A 15469-nucleotide genomic window follows, 5' to 3' on the forward strand; every position below is an offset into this window, starting at 1 on the left:
TGCAAAGGAAAATAATATAATTTTGTATTTATTTATGTTAAAATGTCGAAACCCCTTGTACTCAACGGTACAAAGGGTTTGTGTTATTTAACATATTCTGCGACACGATTTCTTCCAGCCCGTTTCGCACCAACATAAAGTGCCCTGTCTGCATGTCGTATCAACGCTAAAGGATCATCCGCATCTTCAGGTGCCGTCGCCACTCCAATCGAAGCTGTTATCTTAACTTGTTGTGTTTTTTTGTCAATATCCATGGATTGACTAAGTATAAATGGCCAGTTTGCGATGGACTGCCTTATCAGCTCAGCCATATGAATAGCGCCTTCTTTCGGCATATCTGGTAATAGAACAACAAATTCCTCTCCACCATACCGGGCAACCGTTCCAGTTCCACCTACCAGCTTAGTTAACCTACTTGCTAGCTCAAACAGAATTTCATTTCCACTTTGGTGTCCATATGTATCATTTACCTGTTTAAAGTGATCAATATCGAGAATAATTAAAGATAATGCACCACGATCGAAATGAGACAGCTTTTCATATTCATCCGTTAGCAAGTTCTCAAAATATCGATAATTATATAAATGTGTTAAGGCACAGCGTTCACTTTGTCTTTTTGTTTGTTCATAATTAGTCGCATTTTCAATCGCGACCGCAAAATGTGAGCACAGAATATCAATAATCATCAACTGCGATTTTTCAAAAGCTCGTTTTCGCCTTGAGGCCAGGAGTAATACCCCCATTAATTTATTGCTTCTTACAATAGGTACACCAATAATACTTTCTACATCATTCGGAATATAGTCGCTTGTAAAACGAGTCCATTCTTTCCTCGTTTTAAATAGGAAGGCTTTTTGGGAAGCCCACACCATACCAGAAATTCCTTCGTTTATTTTTAACAATTCGGTATCGTTTGAATGTTCCATTCCTGCTTCAATTCGTCGAATTAATTTAAGTTTATCCCCTTCAGCTTCCAGTATGTAGGCATAATCGACTGGGAGCATTTCACATAATTTCTCGATAAATAGATCCAGAACATCCTTCACATGGAGACACTCCGCCATTTGATGACCAATTTCCGCAGCCTTTTGTAAATAATCATTTATTTTCTCACTAGAATAATAGAGGTTAAATATAATCGCTAGACTGACAAATGGGATCCCTACACATAAGAGTGACAGCACCCCAAGCTGATTATAGAGTATGTATAATACAAATCCAATTGGTAGTGTAATGAATGTTGTTATCGTCTCGACGACGAAGTCCTTCCCAAAATAGGATTCTTTTCTTTTATAAATAAAATAAAGATTGCACGATAGAATGATTTGATTTAAAGCATAATTAGTAACTACATATAGAACTGCAAGCCAGACAGAGTGAGAGTCAAAAACTAAGTTCGTGCCTGTTTTCCCACCCCAAAGGTAATAAAGGAAACCGCTAAAAAAAGAAACGAGGAAAAACATATTTAAATTAAGTGGCAGGCGAAAAAATTCACCCTTTCGAAGAATCCTTAATTTTAAAAGTAAAACGACAACTGCAAATTGCGCAAAAATAATTTCAACAAATAACCCGAACCTTAAAAAGGTAGCAAGCGCCACCCATTGTATTAAAAATATATAAATATCATTTATGACGATTGGCATTGAAGCTACAGCAGTTGTTAATAGTAAAAAGGCTAAAACATCCCACCATTGCAGTGAAATCGAAGGGGGATAATGATGAAAGGTAAACCACAATCCTGCCGGAACCATCAAGAACCATACTAACACAATCACTTTTTTCATTTGTGGATTAACATCCATCACAATCCCCCTCTCCGACAGCAATTCCCTATTAAGATAACATAATATTACCATTTTTTATCTAGCTTGTCATAAGGAAATGGTTATGTTTTTTAAATTTTTACACAATACTGGTTTCACTACTGAAATAAAATAAAGGGAACCTGTCACAACTAGCATGTCATGATCCCTCAAATTTTTCATCTCCTCTAAGAGATAGGTTGGCCATTCGGTAACAGCCAGTTTATTCGCTGATTGGCTCAATTTGAGTAAGTCTTCCCCTGTTGAAGCACGCGGAAAATCAAAGCTAACAAAAGAAATTTTATTCGCTATTTTATCTAACTTTGCAATCATTTCGTCTAATTTCTTATCCTTTAAAGCCGCAAATACTATTTGAATGTTACGGTCATGAAATCTACTGACAAGTTCATTCGTTAATGAAGTGATCCCTTCTTCATTATGCGCGCCATCAATAATTACAAGTGGTTTTTCAGATAGGACTTCAAATCGACCCGGCCAATATGCCTTTTTAAGTCCCTCTCGAATGGCCATAACATTAATGCTAAATAAACCGGCATGATGTAATAATTGGACTGTCATGACAGCCGCTGCCGCATTTTCTGTTTGATGTTGACCGATCATGGTTAATTCAAGCTGTTCGAGCTCATTAAATGACGATGATAAGCTGAATACTTCACCTCTTGCTAGTGACTCATGTCCACTTATTGAAAATTCCTTGTTTAATCTAAAAATAGGCGCTTCTTTTACTTCTGCTTGCTCTTCAATCACTTTTAATGCACCAGGATGTTTTACAGCCGTAATAATTGGCGTTTTCGCCTTGATGATTCCCGCTTTTTCAAAGGCAATTTTCTCATACGTGTTACCGAGGATGTTTGTGTGATCAAGACCAATATTTGTAATGATAGACGCTAGTGGTTGAATGATATTGGTAGAGTCAAATCTTCCGCCCAGTCCTACTTCAAAAATAACAAGATCAACCATTTGTACGTTAGCGAAATAGTAGAATGCCATAGCGGTAATCACTTCAAACTCTGTCGGTCCTCCAAGTTCAGTCTCTTCTAATTCATCTGCTAATGGACGAATGATATTGGCGAGCAACAAAAGTTCTTCATCCGTTATCGGTTTTCCATTGACACTAATCCGTTCATTAAACTGTTCAATATAAGGAGAAGTAAACGTTCCGACCGTATATCCGCCTGCTTCAAGAATGGACCTTAAAAAGGTTACAGTTGAGCCTTTGCCATTCGTCCCGCCCACATGGACTGCTTTCATTTTCTTATCTGGAGACCCAAGTTTATTCATCATCCATTCCATTCGGCTTAAACCTGGCTTAATCCCTAGTCTTAGTCGCGCGTGGATCCATTCAAGGGCCTCATTATATGTAGTAAACATTTTTTGTAACACCCCTTTGTAAAAAATCGAGACGAATCCATTGCTGAATTCGCCTCACCTTGCCCATTAACCTCTTAATTCTTTAATCCGTGCTTCAACAATATTTCTCTTTTCAAGGTAATCTTGTTCCTTGGCACGTTCTTCCGCAACGACACTCTCAGGTGCCTTTTTCATAAAGCCTTCATTACTTAGTTTCTTTTGAACTCTGTCTACTTCTTTATTTAATTTTTCATATTCTTTTTCAAGCCGGGCAATTTCTTCATCAATATTAATTAAGCCCTCAAGTGGTAAGATAATTTCTAACCCTGTAATAACGGCGGTCATGGCTTTTTCAGGAGTCTCGAGCTCAATTCCCATTTGCAATTCTTCAGGATTACAGAAACGTTCTATATAGCTGCGATTATTTTCGATCGCTTTGAGAACCTGTTCATCCTTAGCTTTGACAAGCATTTTGATTTTCTTACTCATTGGTGTATTAACTTCGGCACGAATATTTCGGACGGAGCGAATCATCTCCATGAGAAGCTTCATTTCTCCAGCTGCTTGCTCATCGGAAAGATCTGGATTTACCTTAGGCCATGCAGCAGTTGTAATGGACTCACCAGCATGAGGAAGGTTTTGCCAAATTTCCTCGGTGATAAATGGCATAAATGGATGCAATAAACGCATCGTATTGTCTAAAACATGGGCAAGAATAGAACGTGTTGTTTTCTTAGCGGCTTCATCCTCACCATATAACGGCAGCTTCGCCATTTCGATATACCAATCACAGAAATCATCCCAGATGAAGTTGTAAAGGGCACGGCCTACTTCACCAAACTCATAACGTTCGGAAAGTCTTGTCACATGTTCAATGGTTTCATTTAAGCGCGTTAGAATCCATTTATCTGCAACCGACTTTTCACCGCTAAAGTCAATTTCCTCAAAGGTCATTCCATCCATATTCATTAAAGCAAAACGTGAGGCGTTCCAAATTTTATTAGCAAAGTTCCAGGTTGATTCTACCTTTTCATAACTAAAGCGAAGATCCTGCCCCGGTGAGCTGCCGGTTGATAAGAAGTATCTCAAGGCATCGGCACCGTACTTTTCGATGACATCCATTGGATCGACGCCGTTTCCAAGCGATTTACTCATTTTGCGTCCTTGTTCATCACGAACGAGACCGTGTATAAGAACATCTTTAAATGGACGTTCGCCTGTAAATTCAATGCTTTGGAAGATCATCCGTGATACCCAGAAGAAGATGATGTCATAACCAGTAACAAGGGCATCTGTAGGGAAATAGCGTTTGTAATCAGCTGCATCTTTATTTGGCCAGCCCATCGTGGAGAAAGGCCATAATGCCGAACTAAACCACGTGTCTAATACATCATTATCCTGTTTCCAGTTCTCCGCATCTGCTGGAGCTTCAAGACCTACGTAAACTTCTCCTGTTTCCTTGTGGTACCATGCTGGAATGCGATGTCCCCACCAAAGTTGTCTGGAAATACACCAGTCGCGTATATTTTCCATCCAGCGAAGGTAAGTTTTTTCAAAGCGATCTGGAACAAAGTTTACCTTCTCTTCTTTATTTTGTAGAGCGATCGCTTCATCAGCAAGTGGCTGCATTTTAACGAACCATTGGGTTGAAAGATATGGTTCTACAACAGCACCGCTCCGTTCTGAGTGACCAACAGAATGTGGATGCTCTTCGATTTTGAAAAGTACGCCTAATTCTTGCAGGTCTTTGACAATCTGCTTCCGGCATTCGAAACGGTCAAGTCCTTGATATTTACCAGCCTTTTCATTCATGGTACCATCTTCATTCATAACGAGGACACGCTCTAGATTGTGACGGTTCCCTACTTCAAAGTCATTTGGATCATGAGCAGGCGTGATTTTCACTGCCCCAGAGCCAAATTCCATATCCACATAGTCATCCGCGACAATCGGGATTTCACGGCCAACAATTGGCAAGATCACGGTTTTACCAATTAAATGCTTGTAACGGTCATCCTCTGGGTGAACGGCCACCGCTGAATCTCCAAGCATGGTTTCTGGGCGAGTGGTCGCCACTTCAATATGGCCAGACCCATCTTCAAGTGGATAATTCATATGATAGAATCCGCCTTGAACGTCTTTGTAAATTACTTCGATATCAGAAAGGGCTGTTTTGGTAGAAGGATCCCAGTTAATAATGTACTCTCCACGGTAGATGAGTCCCTTATTATAAAGCGTTACAAATACTTCTTTCACAGCATCCGAAAGTCCCTCATCAAGGGTAAAACGCTCACGGCTGTAGTCAAGACCTAAGCCTAATTTTGCCCATTGCTCCCGGATATGGGATGCATACTCTTCCTTCCACTTCCACGTTTCCTCCACGAATTTTTCACGGCCTAAGTCGTATCGGCTTTTGCCTTCATTGCGTAGCTTTTCTTCCACTTTCGCTTGTGTCGCAATTCCAGCATGGTCCATTCCGGGAAGCCATAATACGTCATAACCTTGCATCCGTTTCATACGTGTCAGTATATCCTGGAGTGTTGTGTCCCAAGCATGACCTAAGTGAAGTTTCCCAGTAACGTTTGGCGGCGGGATTACGATGGTATACGGCAGTTTCCCTTCATCGTCCTTTGCCTCAAAAAACTTACCCTTCAGCCACCATTCATATCGACCTTTTTCAATCGTTTGCGGATCGTACTTTGTCGGCATTGTTAATTCCTTTGTTTCCATTTTGTTTCCTCCTTCAAAATTCCGGTAAATACAAAAAACCCCATTCGTCATAAAAGGACGAATGGAGTTTGCTTCGCGGTACCACCTTTTTTCCAATCCAAAAGCACGATTGGCTCTTAACTTAGATAACGGATTTTATCCGTCTTCCACTACTAGGATTCCTCCGTTCGCAGAAGAAGCTCTAGGGCGACCTTCCAACGTTCTGCCTAGGAAATCTTCCAGCAAATGATTTCCCTCTCTATAAGCAGGAGTGCATCGTACTCTTCCCTGTCTTCGCATTACTTTTTAAATTATATTGTTATACTACCGAAAAAACGGGGTAGACGTCAACATGATATCCATTTTTTTTATATTTTATACAATATGTATGATTGTCGAGAACTTCTATAGGCTTTAGGAATATATATAAAATAAATGTCATTTCTATATGGGGAGGATCTCGCTTGAAGCGTAATTTCCACAAATACAAATACCGTCCTTGGTTTATCACTTGCCGAAAAATCGCGGCACAATTGATTGTCCCATTTAGCATTTTTCAATTTATCCGCACACTATTTTTACCGACCGTCCTAGATGTGCTATTATTAACCTGTTTTCTTGTTATTGCTGTGTCACTTTATTTTGACATTTTTTAAGGAGCCCATTATGCAGGTGACTACTGCGGCTGGGCTCCTTCTTTTGCTTGCTTCTGTTGGTTCTCAACTTCTGTCATCCGCATCACGATATATTCAGAATTTTTCAAGTGCCAATACCGGTGTTGCAGCTGGCGTACAAATTTCATTTCATTTTTAGGTCGTTTCTTACGGTAATAGCTTTCTGCCACCTGTATAATCGGGATTGGCAAGGCTAAATAACTGTAGAAGAGCAGCTTTTCATCCTCTTTAAAGGGAAAGTATTTGAAATAATGATACACCCAATCAAGGGCGGTATCATTCCGTTTTGGATTTGTATTTAGTGCACGTGATAAATAGGGGAGGAGATCGTGAATGGGGGAGCCATAACGGGCATTCTCAAAGTTAATAAAAAAGCCGTACCCCCGATCATCATAAAGAAAATGCTCTGACGATAATTTCCCATGGGTGATCACCATCCGGGCTTTCTCACTTTCCTTCGTGTTCTCATACCATTCTTCAAACTTTGATTTCGAAAATCGTAAGGCCTGACTAATTTCATTGTAGTATAAACAATATAATAATTCGAAGGGGGACATATAAGTCTTTTTTTCACATTCGTCAACGAAGCCATCAAGGAATTCTTGATGTTTTTCAAGCTGTTGGATGGTCATATCATAGTGCTCTGTTCTTTCTTCTTTGCTGACTGTAGTTTCTTTAGCAGACAGGGTATGGAGGCGTGCCAATTCTCGGAATAGCTGCTGATTTTTGTGCTCCCGATCTTCTTTTTGATCATTCGGCATCCAGGGCATTAAATAATAAAGATTATTTTCATGAAGCACTGCGTATCGCCCATCCATCGTTGGATAAATCGGGACAATACGGTTAAATCCTTTTTGATAAAGTAGGTGGACATGACGAATAAAATCAGTTCCGATCGTAGGTGGGATTTTCTTTAAAGCAAAGGTCCCTTTATTCGAATAAACCTTTTGAACGATCCCGTAATCCTCAACAAAATAAGGTTCAACCAAATAATTTTTTAAGATGGGCATAACACTTTCAATTCGATTTGAGTCGCTCATGACATCTCATCTCTCTTTCAAATAAACAGCGGTCTGCTTTAAAAGAAGGAGAGCAGGTCAAAGAAACCCGCTCATCTTTTCAGTTTGGTTTATTTTTTGGCAAGGGCATCAGGAATGTATAATACCTGACCCTCAAAAATATCTTGATTTAATTCGAGATTATTAACGCGAAGCAGATTAGGTACAGACACATCATAGCGGTCTGCCAAACTATCAACGGTATCTCCTTTTTGCACGATGCATACCTTTAATTTGGTTTGGGCGGAACTTTCATCCTTCCGAGCAAAAAACTCTGTTAAGGTCATACTCTTCTTTTTAGAAGCCTTTTTCTTTTTCACTTGTTTTGGAGCCTCATCAGAAGAAGACGATGAGCTTTCTTCTAAAATTATGACTTCTTCTTCAAAGTGAGGATTGGTTTCTTCTTCGACAATTACTACAATTTCTTCATCCTCATGCGGTCTATCTTCATTTCTAGCCTCTTGGAAATTCACTGCAGGCTCGTAATCTTCCACCTCATCATCAACCTGTGGCTGATAGTTGAAGGTTGGAAATTTCGGAAATACTTCAACAGGTTCTTCCTCCTGCCGTTTTCTTGCCTCTGCTTCAAATAAAAAGTTGTCTTCAAAACTACTCTGAACTGAAGGCTGTTCGATTTCCACTTCTTCCAAAGTGTCTTCTTCATATTCGGATTCAGAACGGTGAAGGACCTCATACTCCAGTTCTTGCTGAACTTGTTCCTGCGCTTGCTCCTCTTGTTGCTCAGTGCTGTATAAACCACTAATCGTCAGCTCTGCTGATAATTTCAAACAACTTCGTTCTGGCAGGGTATAATCGAATGATTCTACGAGGACATCAATATCATAAATACTTTGAATCCGATTATTCGGAATCGTGATATCAACTGGGAAGCGATGCGAAAATTCACAGCTCCCCTCTTCCTCTCGTTCTGCAACCCTCTCGACAAATTTTTGTGAAGTTAACCCTTCATCTTCACTTACCTCATTGGCATCGTAACTTTTATATTCACCGGTTAGCTCCAATGAACCACGTATGGTTACGTACTGATCGTTTTCCTGGATGGTGATGTCTGGGTCTAGAGAAATCGAGATTAGTTCCTCGACTTCCTGTCCTTTTCTAAACCACAACGACTCCTCCAAGGAAAATCGTAGGCACGATTGATTCTCCTGGGACAAAGCGACTCCTCCTTTCGTATCCTCCACGCAAAATCACTATGTCACTTACACTCTATGAGGTAAAGCTTCTAATTATGTTAAAAATACCTTTGTCGTAATAAAAAAACACCCACTAATAAAAGTGGGTGTCTGGGACCAATTCTTATTTGAGCCGTGAGAAGGCAACCTCAGCAGCTTTAATTGTCTTTTCAATATCTTCATCAGAATGCTCTGTTGATAGGAATAGGCCTTCAAATTGTGAAGGCGGTAAGAACACCCCTTGATTAGCCATTTCACGATAATAGGCCGCAAAGAATTCCAAATTAGAGCTCTTCGCTTTTTCATAGTTGATAACTGCTTCGTTCGTAAAGAAGAAACCAATCATCGAACCCGCGCGATTAAACGAAATTGGAATATCATACTTTGCAGCAGCTGCCTCAAACCCTTTTTGAAGCAGGTCACCTTTACGGATAAATTCTTGATAGTGCTCAGGTGTTAATTGACTTAAGGTTTCTAACCCAGCTGTCATGGCAAGTGGGTTACCTGATAAGGTTCCTGCTTGATAGATTGGACCACTTGGTGCAATTTGCTGCATGATCTCAGCTTTACCACCATAGGCTCCAACAGGTAGTCCACCGCCGATTACCTTCCCAAGACAAGTGAGATCCGGCGTTACATGGAAATATCCTTGAGCACAATTATAACCTACTCGGAAACCAGTCATAACCTCATCAAAAATCAGCAAGGAACCATTTTTTGTTGTAATTTCGCGCAATCCTTCTAAGAAGCCAGGGAGTGGTGGAACAAGTCCCATATTTCCGGCAACAGGCTCGACGATAATACAAGCAATATCTTCCCCAAACTGTTCGAATGCATATTTGACACTCTCTAAATCATTGTATGGGACTGTGATTGTATTTTTTGCAATCCCTTCTGGAACACCAGGGCTGTCAGGTAAGCCCAGTGTAGCAACGCCAGAACCAGCTTTAATCAACAATGAATCACCGTGACCATGGTAGCAGCCCTCGAATTTTAATATCTTATTACGACCAGTAAAGCCGCGAGCTAAGCGTAACGCACTCATCGTTGCTTCCGTTCCTGAGTTTACCATTCGAACTACTTCGATAGATGGCACGCGCTCAATGACAAGCTGTGCTAATTTATTCTCAAATAAAGTCGGTGCGCCAAAGCTTGTGCCTTGCTCTGCCGTTTTTTTCAATGCTTCCACCACACGGTCGTTAGAGTGACCTAAAATGAGCGGTCCCCATGAAAGCACATAATCAATATATTCATTGCCGTCGATATCATAAATTTTAGACCCTTTGCCTCTTTCCATAAAAATCGGACTCATATCTACGGATTTAAAGGCACGCACCGGACTATTAACACCGCCTGGCATTAAGGTTTGGGCTTCTTTAAATGCCTCAATCGACTTTGTATACGAACGCATTTTATTCCCTCTTTTCAAATATGGTTTATTCCTCTTCTTTTAACCAGCGGCATGCATCTTTGGCGTGATAGGTAATAATTAAATCTGCGCCTGCACGCTTCATCCCAACTAACATTTCAAGCACCGTTTTTCTCTCATCGATCCAGTCGTTTTGCGCTGCAGCTTTAATCATGGCATACTCGCCGCTCACATTATAAATAACAATAGGTAGATTAAAATTATTTTTCATATCGCGAACAATATCAAGGTATGGCATACCAGGCTTCACGATTAAGAAGTCAGCACCTTCTGCGACATCCGATTCTGCTTCTCTAAATGCTTCCATCCGATTTGCTGGATCCATTTGATACGTTTTACGATCACCGAATTGCGGTGCACCTTCTGCTGCTTCACGGAAAGGACCATAGAAAGCAGATGCATATTTCACGGCATACGACATAACTGGAATCTCAGTGAACCCGGCTTCATCTAACCCTGCCCGAATCGCAGTAACAAAGCCATCCATCATATTAGATGGTGCAATAATATCTGCCCCTGCCTTCGCCTGAGCAACGGCTGTTCTAACAAGCAATTCCAGTGATTCATCATTTAGGACCTTGTCCCCTTCAACCACTCCACAATGCCCATGGTCTGTATATTCACATAGGCAAGTATCAGCCACAATGATGATCTCTGGGAATTTTTCCTTTATATAACGGGTTGCTACTTGAACGATGCCATGGTCATGATAAGCTTGTTCCCCACAAGCATCTTTCGTTTTAGGGATACCAAATAATAAGACAGACTTAATTCCATGTGCCACAATTTCTTCCATTTCAGCTTGAAGATTGTCCATTGATACTTGGAAGACTCCAGGCATGGATGAAACCTCATTACGAATATTTTCACCTTCATATATAAATAATGGATAAATAAAATCCTCTGGTCTTAAGTGATTTTCTCGCACTAGTGAGCGCATGCTTGCACTTGAACGTAGACGGCGGTGACGATTAAATTGTTGTTCCATATTATGACCCCCAAAATTGATAAACTAATAACATATTTTTCATGAAATGATCCAATCAGTCCTGCGTTTTTTCTAAAAAGGCAATCGTACAATGAAGCATTTCATTCACTGTGTACTCCTGTGGTGAAGCATGAACTGTCAATCCATACTCAAGAAGTTTTTTTTCCGTAACCGGTCCAATACAGGCAATCAAAGAATCTTTCAGTTGCTCGTCCAAATGAAACTCTTCGACAACAGACATGAGATGATCCACTGTGGATGGACTAGTAAATGTGAGAATATCAAGTTGATGTTCAGCCAACATTTGTGCAAGCCTTAATTTGTTTTCCTCAGGCATATAGGTTTCATAAATAACCACTTCATCCACCAATGCACCCACATCCGTTAAAGAACTGGCAATGTATTCACGAGCGAGATTCCCCTTTGGAACCAGTATCTTTGTACCGCTCTCAATCATTGGCAAAAATTCATTAATAAATACTTCGGCAACATAGGCAGATGGAACAAATGCCACGGGTAACCCTAGCTCATTCAAAACGGCGGCAGTCTTTTTCCCGATCACAGCTATTTTCGGAAAGTTCTCGTTGACCTCCTCTTTTTTATAAAAAGAAAAAAAGGTTTCAACCGTTACATTACTCGTAAAAATGATCCAATCATATGTACTAAGAGCCTGCAAGCAGTCTTGAAGATGCTGATTATTTTCAATCGGACGAAAGGCAATTAGAGGGATTTCAATTGGAATCCCTCCGTACCTCGCAATTTGCTGTGAAAAGGATTTTGCTTGATCTTTTCCTCTAGGAACAAGTACTTTTTTATCAAGCAAAGGTTTGGTATTTAGCATTGACCCTCAAGCTCCCGCTTAACCTTATCAATTAGGTCTTTGGCTCCTTTTTTAATCAATAAATCGGCAGCCTGAATTCCCAGCTCTTCCGGATTTTGCCCTCGTAGCTCTTCTTTAAAGACCTCATGCCCTTCAGGTGAGGCAACTAATACATTTAATACTACTTCATTGTTTTCTTCTACTCGAGCAAAACCAGCAATTGGCACCTGGCAGCCGCCCTCCATTTTTTGAAGGAATGCACGCTCAGCCCGTACCGCTCTTTCTGTTTTCTTGCAGGTGAATTTCTCAAAAAGTTCCAGTAGTTCTGTATCATCCTTGCGGCATTCAATCGATAATGCCCCTTGACCGACGGCCGGAACACAGATATCTGCATCGATAAATTCCGTTACAACGTCTTTAGCCCAACCAAGGCGAGAAAGTCCTGCAGCAGCTAAAATAATCGCATCGTATTCTTCCGTTTCTAATTTAGCTAATCTTGTATCGACGTTCCCACGAATCCACTTAATTTCTAAATCCGGACGCTGAACTAATAGCTGAGCACTGCGGCGAAGACTACTCGTCCCAATTATCGCCCCGGGCTTTAAATCAGCTAATTTGACATGACCCCTAGAAATCAAGGCATCACGGTGGTCCTCACGAAATGGGATACAGCCGATGGTCAAACCTTCAGGTAGGACAGCGGGCATGTCTTTCATACTATGAACAGCCATATCAATCTCTTTATCCAGCATTGCCTGTTCGATTTCCTTCACAAATAGGCCTTTACCGCCAACCTTTGAAAGGGTAACGTCTACTATTTTATCACCTTTTGTCACAATTTCTTTTACTTCAAACTCAAAATTAGGGTCCAGTTTGTTAAGCTGCTCCATTACCCAATTTGTTTGTGTTAAAGCCAATTTGCTTCGTCTAGAACCCACAATAATTTTTCTCATGATTGCCTCCTAAGGTTATGCATACCATAAATGAAATGATGATAATCGACCAAATAAGAAAAAGTTAATTAAAACGATTAAGAATGATGCTGTATTCCACAATGCTAAATTTCTGCCTGAGAGATTTTTTACACTGCGTAAATATAAAAAAATACTATAGGCCGTTAGTAGTAAAAATGACCCAATTATTTTCATATCGTACCATGGCATTCCCGGAACCTTTAGAAAAGCCCACTGTAAGCCCAAGATCAGTGCAAGCAGGAGCATCGGAACACCTATAACAGCACATATGTAAGAAGATTTTTCAAGTTTATTTAAATCCGCCAGCCTGATCAGTCTCGCTCCCCACTTTTTTCTCTTCAACAAATCATATTGGAGCAAATATAAGGAAGAAAATACGAACGATAGGGAAAATGCCCCATAAGAAAGAATAGCCATAGTAATATGAATTAACAGTAATTCCGAAACTAATTGCTTAGCCATAATATGGGATGAGTATTGCACTGGAGCAAATGTATGAATGGCCATGACGGTAAAGCCAAGGATATTTGTAAAAAACACAATAAAATCCACACGTAATAAGTGATTGATGACAATTGATAATGTCACTAATATCCACGCATAAAAATAGAGACCCTCGAAGATAGTTAGGACAGGGAACCTACCCATTTTCGTCATATAAAAAAATAGAAATACCGTTTGCAAAATCCACACAAATGCAAGTAACCAGAAGGCAATACGGTTTGCCTTCCGGTTATGATGAATGTAGTCGAAAAAATATAACAACACACTGAAGGCATATAGAACAACCGTTAATTCATGAAGTCTTGTCATAAAGACGTCAAACATAGCTAGGACCCCTTATGACTGAAAAGAAGCCTGAACTTCTCCAACCTTTATCGAATTGGATTCGGCTATTTTCGAATGTTGTTCCTGAACAAGTTCTTCTATATTAAAGATTTTCATAAAGAATTCCATTGCTTGGTTTGCATCCGGTCTTGCTGCCAATTCTTTTGCTTGTAAAATAGGATCTTTTAATAATTGGTTAATAATGCTTTTCGTATGCTTATTTAATACTTTCAAATCGCGATCAGATAAGTTTGGTAGTTTTCTCTCCAAGCTATCCATTGTTTCTGACTGAATGGCAAGGGCTTTTTCCCTAAGTGCAGAAATAACAGGAACCACCCCAAGCATACCGAGCCATTGTTTAAAATCGACAATTTCTTTTTCAATCATGAGCATAATTTTTGCTGCTGCTTTTTGGCGCTCTTGTAAATTTGCTTCCACAATCCCCTCTAAATCGTCAATATCATACAAAAAGACGTTTTCGAGTTCGGCAATCTTCGGATCCAAATCACGTGGCACGGCAATATCAACCATAAACAACGGTTTGCCTCGCCGCTTTTTCTCTACCTTTGCCATCATTTCTTTGGAAATGACAAAGTCTTTTGCACCTGTCGAGCTGATGAGAATATCTGCCTCAACAAGAGAACGCTCTAATTCAGCTATATTTCTTGCTTCCCCATTAAATCTGCTGGCTAGGTCTTTGGCCTTATCATAGGTACGATTGATGACGGTAACTTTTTTCACGCCGTTTCCGTGCAGATTTTGAGCTGCTAGTTCTCCCATTTTACCTGCCCCAAAAATTAACACATGTCTATTCTCAAGGGAACCAAAGATTTTTTTGGCTAATTCTACTGCCGCGTAGCTGACAGAAACTGCATTAGCACCGATATCTGTTTCTGAATGACCACGTTTAGCAAGGGTAACCGCCTGTTTAAACAAATGGTTAAATACCGATCCAATTGTTTCTTCTTGTTGTGCTAACAAAAAGCTTGAGCGGACCTGTCCAAGGATTTGTGTCTCCCCTAAAACCATCGAATTAAGTCCGCAGGTCACATTAAATAGATGTTCAACCGCACCATCATCTTCATATACAAATAGGAATGGTGAGAATTCCTTTTGAGGAATTCCGAACCATTCGGACAGAAATTCCTTAATATAATAACGGCCTGTATGTAGTTGATCCACGACCGCATAAATTTCTGTACGATTACATGTAGACAAAATAATATTTTCTAGGATGCTTTTCTTTTTACTTAGCGTTTTGATTGCATCCATAAGGTCATTTTCATTGAATGTTAACCGCTCTCGGATTTCTACAGGGGCAGTTTTATAGTTAATACCGATGACTAATATATGCATGTAGTTAATACACCCCCAAAAAGTTTACAAAAGTAACTAGTAAAATTATATCACGAGCAAATTCGACTTTTGCTCGAAAAATGTGAACAGAAAACGAAACTATGTGATAAGATAAAGTGAAACTCGCGATCTACAGACTTTTTTATCTTAGATAGAGCTAAACTGCTTTAATAAATTTATAATCGATAATAAAATATATATGGCAAAATGCTTCCTTATGTACAGTATCAAAAAAACGGACTAGATTCAAGTGAACCTTACTGGAAG

At 40.0% G+C, this 15469-nt stretch carries 12 protein-coding genes and 1 other annotated feature; of the genes, 1 reads left to right on the forward strand and 11 read right to left on the reverse strand.

What is annotated here, in order from left to right; genetic code table 11:
* Nucleotides 1-83 precede the first annotated feature (83 nt).
* The 3 genes from TY15_RS04475 to TY15_RS04485 all read right to left on the reverse strand — a co-directional run bounded on the left by TY15_RS04475 (nt 84) and on the right by TY15_RS04485 (nt 5903).
* Entirely contained in the window at nt 84-1802 is a 1719-nt protein-coding gene (locus TY15_RS04475; protein WP_081799333.1) for a sensor domain-containing diguanylate cyclase, read from the reverse strand.
* A gap of 69 nt (nt 1803-1871) precedes the next feature.
* Nucleotides 1872-3194 carry a bifunctional folylpolyglutamate synthase/dihydrofolate synthase gene (locus TY15_RS04480; protein ID WP_040207765.1) on the reverse strand — a complete coding sequence of 441 codons (1323 nt, stop codon included), beginning with the start codon at nt 3192-3194 and terminating at the stop codon, nt 1872-1874.
* Nucleotides 3195-3260: 66 nt separating this feature from the next.
* Nucleotides 3261-5903, reverse strand: coding sequence for a valine--tRNA ligase (locus TY15_RS04485; RefSeq protein ID WP_040207764.1), 2643 nt, complete (start codon nt 5901-5903; stop codon nt 3261-3263).
* Nucleotides 5904-5953: 50 nt separating this feature from the next.
* Nucleotides 5954-6186 (reverse strand) — a binding site (T-box leader).
* Nucleotides 6187-6346: 160 nt separating this feature from the next.
* Between TY15_RS04485 and TY15_RS04490 the strand changes: the two genes are divergently transcribed.
* A complete protein-coding gene (locus tag TY15_RS04490) occupies nt 6347-6538 on the forward strand; it encodes a hypothetical protein (protein WP_040207763.1) in 192 nt (63 codons plus the stop codon).
* Between the two features lie 20 nt (nt 6539-6558).
* On the opposite strand, the gene ysxE is transcribed toward TY15_RS04490, so the two are convergent.
* The 8 genes from ysxE to hemA all read right to left on the reverse strand — a co-directional run bounded on the left by ysxE (nt 6559) and on the right by hemA (nt 15202).
* Nucleotides 6559-7596 carry a spore coat protein YsxE gene (ysxE, locus tag TY15_RS04495; protein ID WP_040207762.1) on the reverse strand — a complete coding sequence of 346 codons (1038 nt, stop codon included), beginning with the start codon at nt 7594-7596 and terminating at the stop codon, nt 6559-6561.
* A gap of 89 nt (nt 7597-7685) precedes the next feature.
* A complete protein-coding gene (gene spoVID / locus TY15_RS04500; RefSeq protein WP_040207761.1) occupies nt 7686-8789 on the reverse strand; it encodes a stage VI sporulation protein D in 1104 nt (367 codons plus the stop codon).
* Nucleotides 8790-8931: 142 nt separating this feature from the next.
* Complete coding sequence (gene hemL / locus TY15_RS04505) at nt 8932-10218, reverse strand: glutamate-1-semialdehyde 2,1-aminomutase (RefSeq protein ID WP_040207760.1); 1287 nt, start codon at nt 10216-10218, stop codon at nt 8932-8934.
* A gap of 25 nt (nt 10219-10243) precedes the next feature.
* Entirely contained in the window at nt 10244-11224 is a 981-nt protein-coding gene (gene hemB / locus TY15_RS04510) for a porphobilinogen synthase (protein WP_040207759.1), read from the reverse strand.
* Between the two features lie 55 nt (nt 11225-11279).
* Complete coding sequence (locus TY15_RS04515; RefSeq protein WP_040207758.1) at nt 11280-12065, reverse strand: uroporphyrinogen-III synthase; 786 nt, start codon at nt 12063-12065, stop codon at nt 11280-11282.
* Nucleotides 12059-12997, reverse strand: coding sequence for a hydroxymethylbilane synthase (gene hemC / locus TY15_RS04520; protein WP_040207757.1), 939 nt, complete (start codon nt 12995-12997; stop codon nt 12059-12061). Before hemC ends, TY15_RS04515 begins: the two co-directional genes overlap by 7 nt.
* Before the next feature lie 15 nt (nt 12998-13012).
* A complete protein-coding gene (gene ccsA / locus TY15_RS04525) occupies nt 13013-13846 on the reverse strand; it encodes a cytochrome c biogenesis protein (protein WP_040207756.1) in 834 nt (277 codons plus the stop codon).
* Nucleotides 13847-13858: 12 nt separating this feature from the next.
* Nucleotides 13859-15202, reverse strand: a complete 1344-nt coding sequence (gene hemA, locus TY15_RS04530; protein WP_040207755.1) for a glutamyl-tRNA reductase — start codon at nt 15200-15202, stop codon at nt 13859-13861.
* Nucleotides 15203-15469 lie beyond the last annotated feature (267 nt).

The organism is Neobacillus jeddahensis (assembly GCF_000612625.1).
GTDB lineage: Bacteria > Bacillota > Bacilli > Bacillales > Cytobacillaceae > Neobacillus > Neobacillus jeddahensis.